This is a genomic window from Herpetosiphon gulosus (assembly GCF_039545135.1).
GTDB lineage: Bacteria > Chloroflexota > Chloroflexia > Chloroflexales > Herpetosiphonaceae > Herpetosiphon > Herpetosiphon gulosus.
The window spans coordinates 64,158-84,908 of sequence record NZ_BAABRU010000011.1; the positions used below are offsets into that span (position 1 = coordinate 64,158).

Annotated in this window: 18 protein-coding genes; 10 read left to right on the plus strand and 8 right to left on the minus strand. The window is 50.7% G+C overall.

Annotated elements, in window-relative coordinates:
• Positions 1–20: 20 nt before the first annotated feature.
• The 8 genes from ABEB26_RS15725 to ABEB26_RS15760 form a co-directional block, all read right to left on the minus strand.
• Positions 21–353, minus strand: a complete 333-nt coding sequence (locus ABEB26_RS15725) for a hypothetical protein (RefSeq protein WP_345722991.1) — start codon at positions 351–353, stop codon at positions 21–23.
• A 57-nt stretch (positions 354–410) separates the two neighbouring features.
• On the minus strand, positions 411–1,094 hold the full coding sequence (locus tag ABEB26_RS15730) for a response regulator transcription factor (RefSeq protein ID WP_345722992.1): 684 nt from the start codon (positions 1,092–1,094) through the stop codon (positions 411–413).
• Complete coding sequence (locus tag ABEB26_RS15735; RefSeq protein WP_345722993.1) at positions 1,075–3,123, minus strand: ATP-binding protein; 2,049 nt, start codon at positions 3,121–3,123, stop codon at positions 1,075–1,077. The genes ABEB26_RS15730 and ABEB26_RS15735 overlap by 20 nt, the downstream gene beginning before the upstream one ends.
• A 326-nt stretch (positions 3,124–3,449) precedes the next feature.
• The gene (locus ABEB26_RS15740; protein WP_345722994.1) at positions 3,450–4,262 is read right to left on the minus strand and encodes a sulfate ABC transporter permease; all 813 of its coding nucleotides are present in this window, start codon (positions 4,260–4,262) and stop codon (positions 3,450–3,452) included.
• On the minus strand, positions 4,259–5,098 hold the full coding sequence (gene cysT, locus ABEB26_RS15745) for a sulfate ABC transporter permease subunit CysT (RefSeq protein ID WP_345722995.1): 840 nt from the start codon (positions 5,096–5,098) through the stop codon (positions 4,259–4,261). Before cysT ends, ABEB26_RS15740 begins: the two co-directional genes overlap by 4 nt.
• On the minus strand, positions 5,095–6,132 hold the full coding sequence (locus ABEB26_RS15750) for a sulfate ABC transporter substrate-binding protein (protein ID WP_345722996.1): 1,038 nt from the start codon (positions 6,130–6,132) through the stop codon (positions 5,095–5,097). The genes cysT and ABEB26_RS15750 overlap by 4 nt, the downstream gene beginning before the upstream one ends.
• Positions 6,129–8,027: an ATP-binding cassette domain-containing protein gene (locus ABEB26_RS15755; RefSeq protein WP_345722997.1), complete on the minus strand. Its 1,899-nt coding sequence runs from the start codon at positions 8,025–8,027 to the stop codon at positions 6,129–6,131. The genes ABEB26_RS15750 and ABEB26_RS15755 overlap by 4 nt, the downstream gene beginning before the upstream one ends.
• Positions 8,028–8,506: 479 nt before the next feature.
• Complete coding sequence (locus ABEB26_RS15760; RefSeq protein WP_345722998.1) at positions 8,507–9,076, minus strand: DinB family protein; 570 nt, start codon at positions 9,074–9,076, stop codon at positions 8,507–8,509.
• Between the two features lie 180 nt (positions 9,077–9,256).
• On the opposite strand from ABEB26_RS15760, the gene ABEB26_RS15765 reads away from it, so the two are divergent.
• The 10 genes from ABEB26_RS15765 to ABEB26_RS15810 all read left to right on the plus strand — a co-directional run bounded on the left by ABEB26_RS15765 (position 9,257) and on the right by ABEB26_RS15810 (position 20,652).
• Positions 9,257–9,994 carry a glycosyltransferase family 2 protein gene (locus ABEB26_RS15765; protein ID WP_345723000.1) on the plus strand — a complete coding sequence of 246 codons (738 nt, stop codon included), beginning with the start codon at positions 9,257–9,259 and terminating at the stop codon, positions 9,992–9,994.
• Positions 9,995–10,132: 138 nt separating this feature from the next.
• Positions 10,133–10,558, plus strand: coding sequence for a GtrA family protein (locus ABEB26_RS15770; RefSeq protein WP_345723001.1), 426 nt, complete (start codon positions 10,133–10,135; stop codon positions 10,556–10,558).
• Positions 10,555–12,630 carry a glycosyltransferase family 39 protein gene (locus ABEB26_RS15775; RefSeq protein WP_345723002.1) on the plus strand — a complete coding sequence of 692 codons (2,076 nt, stop codon included), beginning with the start codon at positions 10,555–10,557 and terminating at the stop codon, positions 12,628–12,630. Before ABEB26_RS15770 ends, ABEB26_RS15775 begins: the two co-directional genes overlap by 4 nt.
• 44 nt (positions 12,631–12,674) lie before the next feature.
• Complete coding sequence (locus ABEB26_RS15780; protein WP_345723003.1) at positions 12,675–13,841, plus strand: CaiB/BaiF CoA transferase family protein; 1,167 nt, start codon at positions 12,675–12,677, stop codon at positions 13,839–13,841.
• 547 nt (positions 13,842–14,388) lie between these two features.
• Positions 14,389–15,537: an acyltransferase family protein gene (locus ABEB26_RS15785; protein WP_345723004.1), complete on the plus strand. Its 1,149-nt coding sequence runs from the start codon at positions 14,389–14,391 to the stop codon at positions 15,535–15,537.
• Positions 15,538–15,600: 63 nt separating this feature from the next.
• Entirely contained in the window at positions 15,601–16,140 is a 540-nt protein-coding gene (locus tag ABEB26_RS15790) for an arsinothricin resistance N-acetyltransferase ArsN1 family B (RefSeq protein ID WP_345723005.1), read from the plus strand.
• Between the two features lie 192 nt (positions 16,141–16,332).
• On the plus strand, positions 16,333–16,686 hold the full coding sequence (locus tag ABEB26_RS15795; RefSeq protein WP_345723006.1) for a 2Fe-2S iron-sulfur cluster-binding protein: 354 nt from the start codon (positions 16,333–16,335) through the stop codon (positions 16,684–16,686).
• Between the two features lie 58 nt (positions 16,687–16,744).
• Positions 16,745–17,635, plus strand: coding sequence for an aldo/keto reductase (locus tag ABEB26_RS15800; RefSeq protein ID WP_345723007.1), 891 nt, complete (start codon positions 16,745–16,747; stop codon positions 17,633–17,635).
• Positions 17,636–17,867: 232 nt separating this feature from the next.
• Entirely contained in the window at positions 17,868–18,482 is a 615-nt protein-coding gene (locus ABEB26_RS15805; RefSeq protein ID WP_345723008.1) for a deoxynucleoside kinase, read from the plus strand.
• 37 nt (positions 18,483–18,519) lie between these two features.
• Complete coding sequence (locus ABEB26_RS15810; RefSeq protein ID WP_345723009.1) at positions 18,520–20,652, plus strand: proprotein convertase P-domain-containing protein; 2,133 nt, start codon at positions 18,520–18,522, stop codon at positions 20,650–20,652.
• The last annotated feature ends 99 nt before the right edge of the window (positions 20,653–20,751 follow it).

Consider the following 20,751-nt stretch of genomic DNA (forward strand, 5'->3'; position numbering starts at 1 on the left):
CCAAAAGTGCTGCGGTTATTTTAGAGCAACCACTTAGCCAATAACCACAACCCACCAAATCCAACCGAACTAGCCTGTAATACAGTCAAAACCCGTTGCTGGGTGGGGTTGAGCCAAGCGTTAAATAGCGCAAGGGTTGGACGTGGTTTGGTTGTTGTAGTCATAAATTGGCGCATGAAAAGCCAGTAGTAGCCGATATGACTCGTAACCCATAAACTCCAAGCAAGCATAGCAACCCCAAATAAGGTTGTCTCAAGTGATCTGCTATTGAAAAGGTTAAGCAAGCGCTCAAAGCTCATTCCCACGCCAGCAAGCATGACCGAAGCGTACATTAGTGTATGGCTACGTTTCATCGTTCTCTCCCAAATAGTCGCAGTTTGTACGTTGGTTGGCTGGGTTTTGATGCAGCTCTAGTTTGCGCCGTTGGGCTGCAATATATAGCCAACGCTGGGGATCGTCACCAAATATTGCGGTTCGGCGGGGTTTGGCTCAATTTTTTGGCGTAAACGATGCACCAATTGTTTCAATAAGGTGCGATCGCCAATGCCATGATGACCCCAAACGTGGATTGTGACTTGCTCGTTGCTGACAACCCGCCCAGCATTGGCCAGTAAATATTGCAGCAAACGATATTCACGATTGGTCAAGGCGACAAAGCCCAAGCCCTCGCGACTAACGCTTTGGCGCTCGGTATCGAGCATTAAATCGCCTTGTTGCAAGGGTGTAGGCCGTTCGCCGCCGACGCGTCGCAGCAGGGCTCTCACTCGCGCCGTCAGGGTGCGCGGGCTAAATGGCTTGTTGAGATAATCATCAGCGCCACCATCCAAGCCGCGAATTAGATCATCTTCGCTGTTGCGCACAGTCAGCAGCATGACCGGCACTGGCGATTGGGCACGGATGCGCCGACAAACTTCAAAGCCATCCAAACCAGGCATATTGACATCGAGAATCACTAATTCAGGTTGTTCAGCAGCAAATTGGGTTAATGCTTGAGTGCCATCAGCCGCTTGTATCACGGCATAGCCTGCTTGGCTCAAGGCAAAGCCAATTAATCCGCGTAACTCAGCATCATCATCAACGACTAAAATCTTCATCAGTTCCTCTGGGTAATTCAATCACAATCCGCGTGCCAAGGCTACGGGCTGGCACATGAATTCGGCCATTGTGGCGCTCAATAATTGATTGAACGATCCACAAGCCCAAACCTGCACCGCTTTGCTCTGGCTCGTTGCGCCCGCGCACAAACAAGCGAAACGGCGATTCGCTGGGCGATGGCGGCATGCCCGGCCCTTCATCCTCGACCCACATTAGCAGATGCTCAGCGGTTACTTCGCCACCAATCGCAATCGTGGTATCGGGCGGCGAGAATTTGCTAGCATTAGCCAACAAATTAACAAATACTTGAGTTAATCGGGTGGCATCGCCAGCAACATTCGGCAGCGGGTAGGGCAAATCAACCTCGATTTGTTGACGGCGCTGTTCGATCAAGGGCAACATCAATTCGACGGCGGCCTCAACCACGCCATCAAGCGCAATTTCGCTGCGCCGAATCGTCAATTGGCCCGCTTCGATGCGAGCACTTTCCAATAAATTATCGATCAAATAGGTTAATCGCAAGGCTCCGCGCTGTAATGATACGATTAATTGGCGAATCTGGGCGGTCGAAAGTTGCGGCAATTGATCAAGCAACAATTCCAATGAGGCTAATTGGGCTGATAGCGGGGTGCGAAATTCATGCGAGATCGTGGCCAAAATCGTGTCACGCAAGCGCCGCGAGGTTTCAATATCGGTTTCATCGCGCATCACTTGCACATGGTTTTGCTCAGCATCGCCAGCGCTGGTAATAATCACTGTGCGGCGACGACCATCAAGCAATTGTAAATGTTCGGTTGCTTGAGCTTGGCCGCGAAATCGCGCATGGATAATTGGACAAGCCTGTTCGCAGGGACGCAGGCCATCGATCAATTGCGGTTGCAATACGTCGCCACAAAAGCGGCCAAGCGCCTGCTCGGTCGTGATGCCAAGCATACTGGCGGCTTGTTGATTCAAATAGCGAATTCGCCGATCGCGATCAACCGTGAATACGCCTTCGACGATGCCAGCCAAAATCGCGTTGGCCTCGGCTTGTTGGCGTTGTAAATCGGCGGTCAGGCCACGCAAACGCTGGCGCATATCTTCAAGTGTGCCCGCCAGCATGCCCACTTCAACGCCTTTGGCTGGGGCAACTGGCGTGGTTAAGTCGCCTCGCCCAATTTGAGCGGCGGCCATGGTCAAACGCCGCAATGGCCAGCCAACATAGCGCCCAACCAACAAATTTAATCCAAATGCCAAAAGTCCGCCAACCAAGGCAATCGTCAGTAGCACTTCGCTAAGCCGCTGGGCCGAATTACGAATTTGGGTATCAGGCAAGGTTACGCTGACCACGCCAATTGGCTGGCCGGTGCTAGCCAATAATGGGGCACTAGCGATGTAGTGATGTTGTTCGCGCAGGTAGCTGTCGGTGATGGTATTGTTGGTCAAAGCAGCGGCCTGGGTTTCGGTCAAGGGATCGCTGGGGGTTTGTAAGCGTTGCTGTGGCACAATCGCCACAGGTAAACTCAAAATATTTGATAACTCAGTTTGATACTGCTGATCAAGCTCAATCCAGACCGCAACGATCATATTGGGATCGGTGGAGAGTGGCACACGCGCAGCTAAACCCAACAAAGCTCCATCAAGCAATAATGCGCGATTATCGAGCGTAGGCATGGCTGGAATTTCAGTGCCAACCGCAATCAATAACTGCCCATCTTGATAAATTGCACAACCTGCAAGATCGCTGGTGGCTTGAAATTGGCCCAAAAAATCAGCTAAGGCACGTTGATCATTGGTTTGCAGTAAGCGAGCGAGGGTTGGGCGTTCGGCTAGCAGTTGGGCGGTGGTTAATACCTCGTTGCCCGAGCGCTGCACATCGTTTTGGGCGATCGCCACCCCTTGGCGTACCCGTGCTAAGCCTTGATCATCGCCTAATTCCAATAACAAACCAATTGCCACCGTAGCAATGCCTACGATGGCAATGATCAACACTGCCAAATTTACGCCGATTAGCAGCGTTGGTAAGCGAATTTTAGGCCGTAACTGCATCGAAAATTATCCACAATGGCCGCGAAGAGCACGAAGGCCGAAACCACGAAGGACGCGAAGAACGCGAAGGATGTTTTTTTGCTTCATAAGTGGGACTGAGTGATCATTAACTGATCACTCAGTCCCACTTATGTTCTATGCTCTATGTGTAATGGTTTTGAAGTTAACAACCGTTAATGCCCCCTCACCCCCAGCCCCTCGCCCACGGCGGCGGGCGAGGGGAGCACTCCTGGAGCGGTTCCCCCTCGCCTCGCGTGCGGGAGAGGGGGCAAGGGGGTGAGGGCATGCGATGCGTTGTCAACCCAATGAACCATTACATCTATGCTCTATGCTCTATGTTCTACACTTTTTTGCGAACGCCGATGAAACACATCGATGACTAATACTAACACTAATGAGATTGCCCCAAGTAGCAAGGCTGCACTATAGGCTCCGGCATACTGACGGTCATCGAGTGCCCGAAAGATATAGACTGTGGCAGTTTCAGTGCGTCCTTGAATCCCGCCGCTGATCACCAGCACTGCCCCAAATTCGCCCAAAGCGCGAGCACAGGTCAGGCCTAAACCATATAAAAAGGCCCAACGCAAGGCTGGAAATGTGACTAAGCGAAAGGTTTGCCAACCACTTGCACCTAAGGTTGCGGCGGCTTCTTCCTGCTTGCGCCCAAATGCTTCTAGTACTGGCATCAACTCGCGCACCATAAACGGCAAGGTTACAAACAAGGTTGCCAAAATCATGCCCGGCAAAGCAAAGGCAATCTGCCAATCAAATGCCTCGGTCAGCGGCTTGAGCACCCCGTTGCGCCCAAACAACACAATCAGGGTGAAGCCGACGATCACTGGCGACATAGCAAATGGCAAATCGAGCAACCGATTAACCAAGGCCTTGCCGACAAATTGATGTCGCACTAGTACCCAAGCCACCAGCGTACCAAAGATGCCGTGAATCGCCACCACTATCAAACAGATGATCAGGGTGAGGCCAAACGAGCGTAACACATGTGGGTGTTGCAAGGCCTCTAGCACCGCCGGAGCACCTTCGCGAAACGCACCAAACACAATTGCACCCAGCGGGGCGATGATCAAAATGCCCATATAGCCTACGACAATGCTGATCAACAGCCATTTGCGCCAGTTCATGCTTGCACCTCCCGCCGCCGACTGAGCCAATCGACAAAGCTCATTGTGCCGAGGGCAATTGCCAACATCACCAACGACATGGCGCTGGCATCACGTTGACTGCCCGATTCAATTTCGCCATAAACATAAACAGCGGCAGTTTGCGAGCGTAGCGGAATATTGCCAGCAACCACGACAATCGCGCCAAATTCGCCAATGGCCCGCGCAAAACTCAGCAATGTGCCCGAAACCAAGGCTGGTAATAAGGCTGGCAAGGTCACGCGCCAAAAAATTTGCCACGCAGGTGCACCAAGCGTCGCGGCTGCCTCTTCGCTTGAACGATCAAGGTTGATCAAGACTGGTTGAACCGAGCGCACCACAAATGGAAATGAGGTAAACAGCAAGGCCAAAATGATGCCTGAGGGCGCAAAAATCACTTGCCAACCCAACTGTTGATTGATCCAGCCACCAATCGCTGCTTGTGGTCCATACAAAATCACCAGCATCACGCCTGTTACCAAGGTGGGAATGGCAAACGGCAAATCAACGACTGCATTCAACAAGGTTTTACCAAGAAATTCATAGCGCACCAAGACAAATGCTGTTAGTAAGCCCATGACTGCATTGATCAACGACATCACGAGGCCAGTCCAAATCGTCAGCCAAATTGCGTGACGAGCAATTGGCGAGCTAACCACGCTGGTGATTGATGCAATGCCAGCGCCCAACCCATCGACGACTACCACAATTAACGGCAATACCAAAAACACTGCCAAATAGGTTAAGGCAGCGCCACGGATACTCCAACGGCCCCACGGTAAACGTGGGGCCGTGCGTTCAATTGTTTGGGTTGTCATTGTTGCACCTGTGCTAACACTTTGGCATACACACCATCATCGCCAAAGTATTCAGGCGTGGCTTTGCTCCAACCACCAAATTCGTTGATTGTAAATAGATCGTTGATGGCGGGATAGCGCTCAGCAGTGGCTTTGGCAACATCGGCATCGACCGAGCGCAAGCCAAATTCAGCAAAGACTTCTTGCGCTTCACGACTATGTAAGAAGGCGATAAAAGCTTCGACTGCTTGGCGATTGCCATGTTTTTCAACTGATTTATCGATCAAGGCAATCGGGTTTTCGATCAAAATGGTTGACGTTGGAATAACCATTTGATAGGTTTGACCGCCTTTTTGGCCAACCAAAATTTCGTTTTCATAGGTGATTGCCACATCGCCAACCCCTTTTTCAAAGTTGGTGATACTTTCACGCGCACCTTTATCAAATACCACGACATTTTTGAGCACACTAGCCAAAAAAGCTTGAGCCGCAGCATCGTCGTTGGCGGGCACTCCCGTAATCTGGCCACGTTTGGCCGCCCCATACAACGCCAAAATATTCCATTGTGCGCCGCCGCTGGTGCGCGGGTCAGGAGTTAAAATTTGGACACCAGGCTTAGCCAAATCAGCCCAATCTTGAATGCCTTTGGGATTGCCTTCGCGCACCGCGAACACCACAATCGAGGTACTGACCATACCTGAGTGCGTGCCAGCTTTCCAATCGTGGGTGATCAGGCCTGCATTGGTGATGCGATTAATATCAGCTTCGAGTGAAAGCGCGGCAATATCGGCCTCGAAGCCTTCGACGATTGCCCGTGATTGGGCACCTGAGCCTTGATATGATTCTTCAAATTTGACTTCACCGCCAGTATCGGTCTTCCATTTTGCTTGGAACAGCGGAATCAGCTTGGCATAGGCTTCGCGTGGCGTGGTGTACGCGCCCAAGGTGATGGTGGTAACCGTGGCATTGCTGGTGGTAGTTTGGCTGGCCTCGCCACAAGCAGCCAATAATCCGACCAATAACAAGCTCAATAAACTGAAATGCAAGCGTTTCATGCCACTGTCTCCAAAACATTCAAAGCCAGCCGTTCAGGCATTGGCTGAAGATAACTTGAACGAATAATTAACACTGGCACGCTGATTTGGCTCAACAATGGGCCAACCACACTGCCAAGGTCGTAGTTGCTGCTGTAGGCTCCCAGCGGCGCACCCACAATCACCAGATCATAGCCCCCGCATTTGATCTCGGCGTTGATGGTTTGGGCTACATTGCCAACCAGCATTTTGGTTTCGGTCACAACTTCATGGCGGCGTAAGCTGGCCGCACTGGTTTGTAAAAAGCGCTCTAGGCGTTCAATATCGTTGCTATGGGTTGCCACCGAAACTAAAGTGGCACTGGCTCCAACCGAACCCAACAAACGCCCAGCAAAGGCTACATCTTCTTTGCTTGGTTCGCCATCGCTGACACAAATTAAAGCTTTGTTACAGGGTTTGGCGCTTGGTGGCACGAGCAATACATGTTGTTGGGCCACGCTCAGAAGTTGGGTTGCATCGCGCTCAGCGTTGCGGGCTTCAGTGCCCAAAACCACAATATCGCATGGCTCGTGTTCGGTTTCCTTGCGCACAGTTTCAATCAAACTGGCGGTCGATAAACGGGTTTGCAGATGCGGCAAGCCCGCCCCAAGTTGTTCGCGCACCGCTTGAATTCGGGCACGCAAGCTTGCTTCGCTGCCATCACGTGCAACCACCGTCGCCCGCGCATGGGCGAGGCGAGCCAAATTACCGCCAATATTCAAAGCAGTTTCAGCCACAGGCTGGCTATCGGCAAGCATCAGCACATTCAGGCCCCGTTGGCTGAGCGCATGCAACCGCCGCACGCCAATCCATAATTGGTCGCCACTCTGAATTGGCAAATTATGGGCTTTGTCGGGGTTGCGCAGGGCATCGATCAAAATGGCATGCTCACCGAATGGCCGCACTGGCGCAATCGAATGCACATCGGGCAGGGCTGGCAATCGTAGGCGAATTCGTTCAAATGCTCCCACAAAGGTTTGGGTTTCGACCGTAGCCTGACCTAAAGCTGGGCAACGCAAAGCGGCCTCGGTTCGGGCCAAAACCACGTCTTCAGGCCGAATAACCACCTGCACAGCAGGATGATGCTCGGCAGTACTGGAGGTTTGCAGCGGAAAGGTCATCGAACCAACTTGCACCCCAATATCGTTGCACTGGCCAAGCAACACGTTGGCGCTGCCAAGGAAGGTCGCAACAAACTCGGTTTGCGGGCGTTGATACAGCTCATTCGGCGTGCCAACTTCGAGCAAACGCCCCATATTCATCACGCCTAAACGATCGGCCAATTCAAAGGCTTCTTCTTGATCGTGGGTCACAAAAATTGTGGTAATGCCTAATTCACGTTGAATGCTGCGCAAATTACGCCGTAAATCGGTGCGAATTTTGGCATCGAGTGCCCCAAACGGCTCGTCGAGCAATAACACTGCCGGATTATGAGCCAAGGCGCGGGCTAAAGCGACCCGTTGTTGTTGGCCGCCCGAAAGTTGGCGCGGCAAACGCTTGCCCAAGCCAGCTAAACCAACCAAATCCAATAATTGATCGCGGCGTTCAGTGCGTTGCTTGCGCTCAACCTTGCGAATCCGCAAAGCAAACTCAACGTTCTCGTCCACGGTCATATGTTCAAACAACGCATAATTTTGAAAAACAAAGCCCACATCACGGGCTTGAGGGTTCAAATCAGTTACATCACGACCATGTAGCACAATCCGGCCTGTATCGACCGGAGCCAAGCCCGCGATCATGCGCAAAATCGTGCTTTTGCCGCTACCACTCGGCCCTAGCAGCACAAAAAACTCACCATCGTGAATTTGTAGCGCCACCCGATTAACCACCGCATGATGTTCATAGCGTTTGGTCAGTTGATCAAGCACAATCGACATCGCACCCTCCTTATGGTTCCAAGCATGTTCCAGCTTTGTTCCAATTCGGTTCCAAATTGGCTAACTGGCTTGTCGTTGGGCTAGGTACTGGTCTAATCGGGCAACCGAGCGCATCCGTGGGTGATGCTGCTCAGCGGTTTCGCCTTACGGCATGGGCGTTCCAATTCGATCAACCATATGCTGTATCTAGCTACTCTTATCATCACACTTGGCAATTCCAAAGCGCGTTCCAAATTGAGCTTGATGATTGGCTCGAGGTTGTTATGTTGGTTTGCCGAAACTGTGGAGAGCACAAAGGCATACTAGCAGCAACGCAATGGAGCGAGCCACAATCTCAGTTTCTGAAATCAGTGCTTATGGGATTTGAGGGGGTTTAGAGGAATTAAAGCCCCCTGCGTTTTCCGCCATAAAGGCAGGACGGTTTTCGCCAATGATTGGTTAAAAACCGACCCTTGAAAGGCAAGGGGCGAGGGTAATACTTAGCTACGGGCGGCTTTGGCTTGGCGCATTACTTCGTGAAATTGCTCAACATGATCATTTAAATGCTTCAACCCAAGGAAGTAGCGACCATGGGCGTTCAGCGGCCCCCAGGCTTCGTACAACACTTTGCTAATTTCGAGGTGGGGTTGGTCGGGCCAGGCATCGAGCATGCTCAGGCACATCCGGCGGCTTTCTTCAAGGCGTTGACGGGCTTGCTCAAGGGTTTGTAAATCTCGCCATGGGGTTTCATAGCGCAACCGTTCATTGGGCAAAATGCCCGAAGCCATGGCCAAGGCGGTCAAGGCGGCCTCTTCGTTGCTCGAAGTCACATGACAAATCAAATGGCCAAATGTCCAAGCCATAGCTTTTTCTTCCTCAGAAGCCCCAGGATCATTAGCCTTGGGATCGGATGGCACGAAAACGATATCTGCATCAACCGCATCAGTTAATAAACCGAGCAAGTCGCCGATCATCTCATCGGTTGCATCCCATAGATCTTGCTTGCTCAAGCTGGCCCCAAGCTCGCCTAACGTTTGTTTACCTTCCTTCAACGGCCCAAAATCGATCATAACACACCACTCCTATTGCCAAGTTGAAACAGTATTAAGTTTACCCCAGCTTCTACACAAATTTAGCGATGTTTATTCACGATTTTTTCACACGGCTAGCCGATAGTAAATCTAAGCAAACATTCTAGTGCTATGACAAGCACCGACCATCAATCGCTCGTGTGTTTAGGAGGTTCGCCAATGGATTCGCAGCCCGATCTTTCGATTGTTTTTCCGGCCTATAACGAGGCCGAAAATATTGAAGCTAGCATTCTCGATGCCATTCAAGTGCTCAATAGCCTTGGCCTGAACGGCGAGATTGTGGTGGTCAATGATGGTAGCCACGATCACACTGCCAGTGTTGTGCGCGATGTGGCAACCCGCCATCAGCAGGTGCATTTAATCAACCACGAAATGAATCAAGGCTATGGTGCTGCAGTTTGGACAGGCCTAACCAACGCCACTGGCAAATTGGTCTTTTTCTGCGATGCTGATCGTCAATTTGATTTGGCTGAATTAGAAAAATTAGTAGCGCGGCGGCATCATGCGCCCTTGGTGGTGGGCTATCGTGCACCGCGCCGCGATCCATTTTTACGGCGCTTGAATGGTTGGGGCTGGAGCCATTTGGTGACGCTGTTGTTTGGCTACACCGCTCGCGACATCGATTGTGCCTTCAAAATGCTTGATCAACGGGTGATCGATATATTGCGTCAACAAGTGCAATCACGTGGGGCGACCTTTAGCGCCGAATTATTGGTGCGAGCCAAACGTGCAGGCTTTCAGATTGCCGAAGTGGCGATTGTTGGCCATCGCCCACGGGTCGCAGGCAACCCAACCGGAGCCAAATTGAGCGTGATTATTCGCGCCTTTCGTGAATTATTGCAACTTTATCGTGTGCTCAATCGTGAGCGTCGCACAACCAAGCCCGCCACACTTTAAATTAGATTAAGCCAGTTGGGTACCAATTGCGCTGTGCTATTTACGCTCACGTTTGCGCAAGCGACATCAACGAAGATCGAAGCGGTACGTCATGGCTATTTGGCAGTCGTTATAAAACCACGGTCGGAGGACGTTTCCATGACTATTTCAATGGCTGAAAATCAACAACGTTGGTGGCGTTTTGCCCTAGTGGGCCTCAGCGGAACCTTGGTCGATGTGCTAGTGCTGAGTATGCTCAAAATGCTGGGTTGGGCCACAATTCTGGCCAACATCGTTTCCTACAGCGTCGGCATCATCAATAACTTTTGGTGGAATCGCCGTTGGACGTTTGCCAGCAACAATCCTGACTGGTTGCCACAGTTTTTACGCTTTGGCGCGATTAGCCTAAGCGCCTTGGTGATCAATACCTTAATCGTAGCCGTAACTGAAGCTCCACTCAACGATCTTTGGCAGAGCCATGGCTATGTGCTGGCCAAGGGAGTGGCGACGATGGTTGGTTTTGCCTGGAATTTTAGTTTGAATCGCATTTGGACATTTAATCTTGAACATGAGGTGGTCGCATGAGTGCATCAACCACAACGAGCAATCTGCGCCGCCCATTGGCATGGCGCATTGCCCAATTAACTCGTAGTCAAGCCTTAGTGCTGTTGAGCCTAATTTTGCTGTTTGCTGGCTGGTTGCGTTTGCATAATTTCGATGCTGTGGCCGAGGGCAATACCTACTACACCGCTGCTACCGTCGCCATGACTCAATCGTGGCATAATTTCTTCTTTGCGGCGGCTGAGCCTGGTGGCTCGGTCACAATCGACAAGCCAGCCTTGGGTTTATGGATTCAAGCGATTTTTGGCAAGTTGTTTGGGGTCAGTGGCACAGTGGTAGTGCTGCCGCAGGTTTTGGCTGGCTTAGCCACAATTGGTTTGCTCTATTGGATTGTGGCGCGGCGCTGGGGACGGTCGGCAGGCTTATTGGCGGCAGCGATTCAGGCGATCAGCCCAATTAGCATTGCCGTTGAACGCACCAATAATCTTGATGCGTTGTTGATTGTGACCTTGGTTGGGGCGATGGCCTTGTTTTTGGTGGCGACCGAGCGCACCAGCACTAAATATTTGTTGTTGGCTGGCGCAGTGGTTGGTCTCGGCTTTAATATCAAAATGCTGCAGGCCTTTTTACCCTTGCCCGCCTTTTATGCGATGTACTTTTTTGCGGCCAAAACTGGCTGGTGGCGCAAGATTTGGCAACTTGGCTTGACCACCCTTGTGCTGTTAACGGTCAGCTTTTCGTGGGCAATTGCGGTTGATCTGGTTCCAGCCAGCGAACGGCCCTACATCGGCAGCAGCGACACCAACTCAGTTGTCAACTTGATTTTGGGCTATAACGGAGTTGAGCGCTTGACTGGACGCGAAGGCCAAGGCATGGGCGGCGCAGGTGCTCCAACTGATGATCGCCAGCGCTCCAATGCAACCGATGGCAATGCTCAAATGCCTGCCATTCCCAATGGCAATGCCCAAACTCCACCAAATGGTATGACCGACGCAGGCATGCGTGGTCAATTTGGCGGCGGTGGCCCAGGCATGGATAGTGGCGAATCGGGCTTATTGCGCATGTTCAGCTCACCGATGAATACCAATATTGGCTGGTTGCTGGGAGCGGCACTCTTGGCCGTGGTTGGCTTAGCTACCTATTACATCAAGCAAAGCCGTTGGCCTGATGCCGATGTTTGGGCTTGGGCGGGTTGGTTGATTACGGCTTTTGTGGTGCTGAGTTTTGCGGGCTTTTCGCATGGCTACTACAGTGCTACGATTGCGCCGGCGATTGCGGGAACACTGGCAATTGGCATCACGGTTTGGCGACGTAGCACCAGCAAGATCGTTGGTTTATGGCTCATTGGTTTGGTTGCAGCCGCCTTGGTGGTGCAGGTGATCGCCGCTCAGCCCAGCGTCAGCGGTTGGCTCATTCCGGCGATTGCAATTGGTTTGGCGTTGGTGGCGATTGGCTTGGCGTTTCGCACCTCGTGGCGGGTGGCAGCAACGGCGGTTGGCATTGCCGCGATTCTGCTCATTCCGAGTGAATGGGCCTACAAAACCTCGGCCATGGAGCAAATGAATAGCACCTTGCCCAGCGCCGCTGCTCCAACCGCCAATGCCAATGGTTTTGCGACTGGCTTTGGCAGTAATCGCAACCGCTCAGATAGCAGCAGCACCAGCGCCTTAGCGACCTATCTGCAAGAGCGCACTAGCGACACCTACTATATGCTCGCCGTACCAAGCTCGATGATGGGTTCGTCGTTGGTGATCGAAACTGGACGACCTGTTTTGATGATGGGCGGTTTTTCTGGCAGTGATCCGGTGGTTGATGCCGATGATATTGCGCAGTTGGTGGCCGACGGCAAATTACGCTACATCATGACTGGCGGTATGGGCGGTGGTAGCCGTGGTGGTAGTTCAACGGTGCAAACGTGGATCCAGCAAAACTGTAGGGTAGTCACCGATGCACCGAGCAGTCAAGTGGGCTTTGATCTGCCAAATGGCCAAATGCCAACTGCTAATCAAAATAGCCAAGCAGCGCCCACAAATGGCAATGCTGGCGGTGCACAATTTGCTCAAAACAATTCATCATTGTATCGTTGTGGCGAATAATTCGCCTGAGGAAGTTGCTTCCTTCTAGTTAACGGTACTGCTCAATGCTGAGTTCTCCGCTCGATGGCCTGCTAGTGCTCGACCTCTCACGGGTGCTGGCAGGCCCGTATTGCACCATGATTCTTGGCGATCTTGGGGCTGATGTGATTAAAGTTGAAGCGCCGCAAGGCGATGATACCCGCCGCTGGGGGCCGCCGTTCGTTGCTGGCGAGAGCGCCTACTATTTGGCGGTCAATCGCAATAAACGCTCGTTGGTCGCCGATCTCAAAACTGCCACTGATGCTGCGTTGATTCGCACAATCGCCAACCGCGCCGATATATTGGTTGAGAACTTTCGGCCTGGCACGCTCGAACGCTTTGGCTTGAGTTTAGCCAGTCTGCGCGAGCAAAATCCCCGTTTGATTACCTTGACGATTAGCGGAATGGGCGCGACTGGGCCTGAAGCTGAGCTGCCAGGCTATGATTTTATTGTGCAAGCCACCGCAGGTTTGATGAGCATCACTGGCCCAGCCGAGGGCGAGGCCAGCAAAGTTGGGGTTGCCGTCGTCGATTTGACCACCGGAATGTTGGCGAGCAACGCGATTTTGGCGGCGTTGTATGCGCGGGAACGCACAGGCTTGGGGCAGCATATTGATATTTCGTTGTTGGAAGCGCAAGTTGCTTGGCTGGCGAATGTTGGCAGCGCCTATTTGGTAACTGGCACAGAGCCAACCCGCTATGGCAATGCCCACCCCACGATTGTGCCCTATCAAACCTTTGAGGCTAGTGATGGTGCGTTTGCCTTGGCAGTCGGCAATGATCGTCAATGGCAACAGTTGTGTGCTGTTTTGCAACAACCTGCTTGGGCTGATGACCCACGGTTTAGCACCAATCCGCAACGAGTGCAGCACCGCAGCGAATTGGTTGATTTGCTAAATCACCAGTTTAGCAAATCAACGAGTGCTGAGTGGGTGGCGTTAATTCAAGCGGCGGGTATTCCGGTGGGCGCAGTGCGCAGCGTTGGTCAAGTGTTGAACGACCCACAAGTGTTGGCACGTGAGATGGTGGTCAGCGTTCAGCACCCGACAATTGGCGATTTGAAAATGTTGGGAATTCCGTTTAAATTCTCGGCAACACCCGCAAGAATCCGTTTAGCCCCACCACTGCTGGGACAACATAGCCAAGAAATTCACCAGCAATTTAACCCAAAAGTACCACCTAAAACCGACTGATTTAATTGCAACCCCGCCATGACTCTGCTAAAGTTGCTACTACCGATACCTGTTGGGATTGTTGGTGCTAGACAAACGTGTGTGTGCTGGTTTTAGGCCATTTTGGTCGAATGTTCAGCCTGAGCATGGTTTGGATAATCGATTATTATTAAATAGTATTAATAATTGTTCGATTACGATCGACAAAACCCAAAATAACGCCAATATCCTGATTGAACAGGGCCAAACAAGCAATACTAAGCAGGATTAATCTGCATTCGATGAATAACGATAATTGACCTGCTAAAGCTAATTTTAGCAACAATAATGTAAGGAGGCAGCTTTATTTTTGACGATAAAGTTGCCTTTTTATTCAGATCGAGTTCTTGATCAATTGATTCATTTCTACTATACTAGGTCGTATCAATCGCAGCCTGCGATCCTCGCACTGATATTCCATCGACGCTGAATTGTTTGGCAATGGTGCTGCTTATGGCAGTGGTTCTTTGAGTTCTGGTTTTTGCAGTGTGGGCATCGATTGGTTGGCGAATTTTGCTGAGGAGGCATTATGGCATTTTTTCGGCAGCGTTTTGAGCTAGCCCGTGGTTTAGCAGGCACCAACCTGCGTTCAATGGAAGGTTTGCGCGGAATCGCAGTTTTTCTGGTGTTTTTGGTGCACTTTCGCAGTTCGATCCAGCCGTGGTTATTCAGCGATGGCCCAACCGCCACGATTAATAATGCTTTGGCAATGATTGGCAACACTGGGGTTGATTTATTTTTCGTGCTCAGTGGCTATTTGATCTATGCCTCGTTGATTAAACGTGAGCAAGCTTATATGGGCTTTATCGGGCGACGAATTCGGCGGATTTACCCAACCTTTTTTGTGATTTTCATGGTCTATCTGGGGTTATCGATTCTTTTTCCGGCTGAAAGTAAAATCCCCAGCGGCGTAACTGCTGCAACGCTCTATTTCATTCAAAACTTAATCTTTTTGCCTGGGTTGCTGCCGATTGAGCCAATGATTACGGTTGCTTGGTCGCTGAGCTATGAAGTGTTTTATTATTTGATTATGCCAGTCATCGTCGTGGCGATTGGCTTGCGTGGCAAAACGCCCCAATGGCGAATCGGCTTTTTCAGCGTGGTTGGCTTGGTGCTCACCGCCGTTTGTATCATCTGGCAAGGCCCGCTGAAATTGGCGATGTTTATTGCTGGCATTTTGCTGCACGAATTGTTGGAATCGTATCGCGAGCGTACTCCAGCGGCTTGGCTCGGCTTGCTTGGTTTGGTCATCGGGACATGCGCTCCATTGTTGCCACTGACTGGTATGCTGGGCAATGCAATTCGGTTTACATTAATTTTCAGTGGCTTTTTGTTGGCATGCTGGCACTGTTTTAGCCAAACTGAATCGTGGCTTAAACAGGCGCTTTCGTGGACACCACTGCGTTGGTTGGGCAATATGAGCTATTCATATTATTTGATTCATGGCTTGGCCTTACATGCAGGCTTTATGCTGCTAAGTAAATTGATACCCGCTACGCCAACGGCTGGTTGGTTCTTTTGGCTGATTTTGCTGTTGATGTTTGGCTTGACGCTGGTGGTTGGCGCATTGTTGTTTATTGTGGTTGAACACCCAATGTCGTTGAGAAACAATGTCAAACCTATAGTTGAGCCACGCGATCCAGAAGTGCGCCCAGCACTCAAAGCTGACGCTGCCTAACTTTCAAACCAGCCCTTTTCAGCTATCATGCAAAGGGCTGGTTTATTTTTAGTTGAGGTAGCTATGGCTGAAATTCGGGTTGCGACGGTGGCTGATGCGGCGGCGATTCAGGCGATTTATGCGCCAATTGTTGAGCAAACCGCAATCTCTTTTGAGGTTGTGGCTCCAACTAGCGCTGAAATCGCCCAGCGCATCAGCAAAACGCTCGAATTATACCCATGGTTAGTTTGGTGTGATGAACAGGCGGTGGTGCAAGGCTATGCCTATGCCAGCCAACACCGAACTCGGGCAGCCTATCAATGGTCGGTCGATACCACCGTGTATGTGGCTCATACGGCCCAGCGCCAAGGTGTTGGTCGGGCGTTATATCAGCAACTTTTAGCGATTTTGCGCGGGCTTGGCTATTATTCGGCCTATGCTGGCATCACCTTGCCCAATGCTAAAAGTGTTGGTTTGCACGAGGCGCTTGGTTTTACGCCAGTTGGGGTTTATCGCCAAGCAGGCTTTAAACATGAGCGTTGGCATGATGTTGGTTGGTGGCAATATCAGTTGCAAACTGGCGATCAAACTCCAGCCGATCCACGTAAATTTGGTGTAAGCTAGGGGCATTGGTTGGGAGCGATGGATCAAGTTTGATCCACGAAGGGAAGGCGCAGAAAACGCAAGAATCTGAGGACTTTACACCTTCCTCAACTGCAATCGGAGATACTCACCCATTCAAAAATACTATAAACCATTACAATGAGCAGCAAGAGAGCAGGATTGGCGATTCACACAATTTCTAGGAGGTGGAGCATGCCCCAGATTACGGTTGGCTCGCAAGCAGCGTTTGAGGTCGCTAGCGGCACGCGTTTGGTCAATGCACTCGAAGATCATGGTGTTGATATTTTGCATCGCTGTGGTGGCAATGCCCGTTGCACAACCTGTCGGGTTGAGTTTCAGGCTGGCGAACCCCAAGCCATCACCAAAGCTGAATCGTTTAAATTGGCCGAGGCCAAGCTGACTGGAGTGCGATTGGCTTGCCAAATCCTTTGTGAACACGACATGCAACTCCAACCCTTACAAACCCTGAGTGCATCGGGCTTGCCCGACCCTGGGCCACGCCCCGCCGATGAACTTACCCCAGCCCCTGAATGGCTGAATGCTTGATTAACTTACATTGCACCAAGGATCTCCATGCTGAGATGCTTGGTTGAATAGGAATTGGATGAACGCTCCGTTGCTGCGCGAATTTGGCTCAACTGGTTTGCATGTTTCAGTGCTAGGCTTTGGCGCTGGCCACATTGGCGGAAACGAATTAACTGAAGCTGAAGCAGCCAAGTTGCTACATGGATTGCTCGACCTAGGCATTAACTTAATTGATACAGCCCGTGGATATGGCCTTTCCGAGGAGCGCATCGGGCGACATCTCCAGCAACGTCGCCATGAGTTTGTGCTTTCAACCAAAATTGGCTATGGCATTGAGGGCTACGACGATTGGACAAGCCCAATCATCACCGCTGGAATTGATGCGGCGCTGCAACGGATGCACACCGATTATCTGGATATTGTGCATTTTCATTCTTGCCCGGTCGAAACCCTACGGGCAGGCGAGGTGATTGAAGCACTTGAGCGAGCGGTTCAAGCGGGCAAAGTACGGGTTGCCGCCTATTCTGGCGATAATGCGCCCTTGGCTTGGGCGGTACAATCAGGCCATTTTGGTGCAATTGAATGCTCGGTCAACCTCGCCGATCAACGGGTGATCAGCCAAGGATTAGCCCAAACCCAGCAACGCCAAATCGGCGTGATTGCCAAACGCCCAGTAGCCAACGTTGCGTGGCGTTTTGCGCAACGGCCAGTTGGCGATTATGCTGAAGTCTATTGGGAACGGCTCCAAGCTATGCAGCTTGATCTCGATCCTGAGCAACTTTTGGGTATTGCTCTCCGCTTCAGCGCCTATACCCCAGGCGTGCATAGCTGTATTGTTGGCTCGCGCAGCCTTGAACATATGCAACACAATTTAGCATTATTGCAACAAGGCCCACTTGAACCCCAACTCTACCAATACCTCACTAGCCAATTTCAGGCTAACGATCAAGGCTGGGTTGGCCAAATCTAAGCAATCAGCAAGTAGCATTGACGCTGGCGCTTGCTACTCTAGTAGTAGAAATAGGACTTTTCAACTATAGCCCTGTGTTGGCAAAACTGCCACAATCAGGCTGAGCGCAGACGATCAATTTAATTTCATGGTTCAGTGGTTGGGGAATTTGCCCTGATGTTGCTTGCAGTTGCAACTTTGGCCTGTTTCGGGTACAACAGCAACGAGTGAATCAACAATCAAGGACACCATCATGGGCAAATTAATTACTATTGTGGGCAACGCAGGGATTGGCAAAACGACCCTCACTAATCTCTTATGTCGTGATCCGCGTTTTTTCGCAGCTTTAGAGAGCCACGCCGAACGGCCATTTCAACAACTGTTTGCCCAAAATCTACAACGTTATGCCCTTGCCAACCAATTCGATTACCTCTTACTCCGTGCCGAACAAGAGCGGTCGATTCGGGCGCAAACTGGCATTGGGGTCCAAGATGGCGGCCTTGATGAAGATTTTTGGGTTTTTACCCAGCATTTTCAGCAACAGGGCTATTTGAGTGTTGCCGAATTTGCCTTATGCCAACGTTTATATCTTGAGTTGAGAGCTGGGCTTGGTCAGCCCGATTTGATTATCAAACTTGATGCTCCGTTGGATGTGATTATTCAACGTTACGAGCAGCGCAATCGCCCGTTGGAAATCGCGCAGCGCGACGATTTAGTCCAACTTGGCGCATTGCTTGATCGTTGGGCAGCGACAATTACCACCCCTTTGCTCAGCCTCGATTGGAGCAGCAGCTCTTTACCAACGATCAAACAGCAATGCCAATTAATTGAAACTATTCTTACAAAACTCAGTATAATAACCAACTAATACCAAACCTGAGTTAGATGTAGATTTTGGAGGTTGTATGCGTTTCCGTGTTGGCTTGATCCTCACGCTTTTGCTGATGATCACCGTTGGAAAAACCCTGCAAAACCCGAGGGAGGTGGCTCAAGCCCAGCCCCAAACCCCTGAACAAACAACAATTCCACAAGGATTTGCCCGCATCCAAGAGCAAGAGTTTAACGACTTACCACTCGATGCCAATGTGCTCGTTGGTGGTAGTTTGGTTGTGCGTGGCTCAATTCAGCAAACCGATGTTGATTACTTTAAAATCGATTTGGTTGCTGGCCAACGGGTGGTTTTAGCAACCATTACGCGGGGGAGTATCGCTTCTGGTGATACAACGCTGCACTTATTTGCCGCGATTGGCAATAATCCTGATCCTGCGGAGAATCTTGTGCTGCTCGAAACCGATTTGAGCGATGGCGTACATACCAATGGCTCATCGGTAATTAGCTCGCAGCCAATTACGACGACTGGCAGCTATTTTATCAAACTTGAGGGCGGCACTTCTACCACGATAATCGAGCCTTACGATTTATATGTGCGGGTTTTGAGCACAAACCTTAGCGAACAAGAACCAAACGACCAAGTGCCGCAAACCATCACAACTCAAGCCAGCGTCAGTGGTGTTCTTTCAGCGAGCAACGACCTTGATCGCTATCAATTTAACGTCAATGCTGGTGACACAATTTTCGCCACCGTCGATTTTGACCCTGAGCGCGATGGCACAACCTGGAATGGGTTTCTGACGATTGGGTTAATCGACACCATGTATTTCGAAGCCAACGATGGCAACACTGTTTCACCGAATGCTGAAGCCAATGTGATGATGGTTAAGCAGGCAGGAATCTATGAAATTCAGATTGGTTCGGCGGTTGATGTTGGTTCACAAGCCAGCTATGTGGCCCAAGTGCTGATTCTACCTGCAACAATGCAAGCCAACTGCCAAACCGTTATGAGCCAAGAAGTTCAAGCAATTGGCCCGAATATCGGCATACTTCAATCGAACTTAACCGTTGCACAAGCAGCCAATATTACTGATCTTGATGTGTTGCTTGATTTAGAACATAGCTTAATGCCCGATTTGGATGTGACCTTGACCGCACCCGATGGCAATGTGGTAGCGCTCTTCACCGATATTGGCAGCGCTCAGCGCCCCAACGTCAATCTCGTGATCGATCAGCAAGCAGCCTTGCCACTTGGTAGCTATAACAACTTGAATGACCTCTATTTTGCCCCAGAAGCCAATTTCAGCCTCGATTGGTTTGTAGGCCAACAAGCCCAAGGCCAATGGACTCTGACGATTTATGATGATACCGACCAAAATGCTGGCCAATTAAATAGTTGGGGCTTGCGGATTTGTGGCATGCCCGCGCCAAGCGATTGTCCAGTCGGGATGGCGCGTAGCGTGCTGTATAGCAGCCAATTTGAAGCCGATGATGGTGGATTTACCCATGAACCCTTTGATGACCAATGGGTTTGGGGTAATCGCAATAGCCCACCAATTGTTGGGGCTTATAGTGGCGAAAATAGCTGGAATACCAACTTAACTGGCAACTACCCAAATAGTGCCCTGATGACAATGTATACGCCAGCAGTTGATTTGACCAATGTTACCGGGCCAATTTATGCGAGTTGGCAGCAACGCTACCAACTTGATAGTGGCATCAACGATTTTTATTTGGTAACAGCTATTGGTTCTCAAATGCGATCAGTCTTATTTAACCATCAAAGTGCTGCGATGCGCGTCGATGTAGGTAACCCAGTAGTTACCATCGAGCAAAGTACTGGCTGGGGTCTTCAGCATCATGATCTCTCTGCTTTTGCTGGTAATACCCTGCGACTAAAATGGAATTTTGGTAGTAACTCAACCGATAACTTTGCCGGGGTTGCATTTGATGATATAGAAGTTACTGGGTGTATTAACGCCAACTTAATTACGCCAACGATCACGCCGACCCCAAGTATCACGCCAACACCAACCAATACCGCAACACCGACGATCACACCAACGCCTACCACCATGCCCCAACCAACCAATATTGTCCAATACTTGCCGTTGGTTATCGTTGAAGGTCCATTAGTGCCCAGCCCTAAACAACCTTGGATGGCAACCACTACACCTACGACCCTGCCAAATACGATTGACCGCTAAAACAACCAGATCAATTGTGCCAGCCTGGGGATATCAGACTGGCGCAATTCCCCTAAATTCACCCTTGCAATTGGTTAAAAAGTAACCTACCCTAACTCA

What these genes read in the sequence shown, in the direction of transcription:
- ABEB26_RS15725 (WP_345722991.1), bottom strand. Translation starts at nt 353, where the DNA reads ATGAAACGTAGCCATACACTAATGTACGCTTCGGTCATGCTTGCTGGC.
- ABEB26_RS15730 (WP_345722992.1), bottom strand. Translation starts at nt 1,094, where the DNA reads ATGAAGATTTTAGTCGTTGATGATGATGCTGAGTTACGCGGATTAATT.
- ABEB26_RS15735 (WP_345722993.1), bottom strand. Translation starts at nt 3,123, where the DNA reads ATGCAGTTACGGCCTAAAATTCGCTTACCAACGCTGCTAATCGGCGTA.
- ABEB26_RS15740 (WP_345722994.1), bottom strand. Translation starts at nt 4,262, where the DNA reads ATGAACTGGCGCAAATGGCTGTTGATCAGCATTGTCGTAGGCTATATG.
- cysT (WP_345722995.1), bottom strand. Translation starts at nt 5,098, where the DNA reads ATGACAACCCAAACAATTGAACGCACGGCCCCACGTTTACCGTGGGGC.
- ABEB26_RS15750 (WP_345722996.1), bottom strand. Translation starts at nt 6,132, where the DNA reads ATGAAACGCTTGCATTTCAGTTTATTGAGCTTGTTATTGGTCGGATTA.
- ABEB26_RS15755 (WP_345722997.1), bottom strand. Translation starts at nt 8,027, where the DNA reads ATGTCGATTGTGCTTGATCAACTGACCAAACGCTATGAACATCATGCG.
- ABEB26_RS15760 (WP_345722998.1), bottom strand. Translation starts at nt 9,076, where the DNA reads ATGATCGATTTTGGGCCGTTGAAGGAAGGTAAACAAACGTTAGGCGAG.
- ABEB26_RS15765 (WP_345723000.1), top strand. Translation starts at nt 9,257, where the DNA reads ATGGATTCGCAGCCCGATCTTTCGATTGTTTTTCCGGCCTATAACGAG.
- ABEB26_RS15770 (WP_345723001.1), top strand. Translation starts at nt 10,133, where the DNA reads ATGACTATTTCAATGGCTGAAAATCAACAACGTTGGTGGCGTTTTGCC.
- ABEB26_RS15775 (WP_345723002.1), top strand. Translation starts at nt 10,555, where the DNA reads ATGAGTGCATCAACCACAACGAGCAATCTGCGCCGCCCATTGGCATGG.
- ABEB26_RS15780 (WP_345723003.1), top strand. Translation starts at nt 12,675, where the DNA reads ATGCTGAGTTCTCCGCTCGATGGCCTGCTAGTGCTCGACCTCTCACGG.
- ABEB26_RS15785 (WP_345723004.1), top strand. Translation starts at nt 14,389, where the DNA reads ATGGCATTTTTTCGGCAGCGTTTTGAGCTAGCCCGTGGTTTAGCAGGC.
- ABEB26_RS15790 (WP_345723005.1), top strand. Translation starts at nt 15,601, where the DNA reads ATGGCTGAAATTCGGGTTGCGACGGTGGCTGATGCGGCGGCGATTCAG.
- ABEB26_RS15795 (WP_345723006.1), top strand. Translation starts at nt 16,333, where the DNA reads ATGCCCCAGATTACGGTTGGCTCGCAAGCAGCGTTTGAGGTCGCTAGC.
- ABEB26_RS15800 (WP_345723007.1), top strand. Translation starts at nt 16,745, where the DNA reads ATGAACGCTCCGTTGCTGCGCGAATTTGGCTCAACTGGTTTGCATGTT.
- ABEB26_RS15805 (WP_345723008.1), top strand. Translation starts at nt 17,868, where the DNA reads ATGGGCAAATTAATTACTATTGTGGGCAACGCAGGGATTGGCAAAACG.
- ABEB26_RS15810 (WP_345723009.1), top strand. Translation starts at nt 18,520, where the DNA reads ATGCGTTTCCGTGTTGGCTTGATCCTCACGCTTTTGCTGATGATCACC.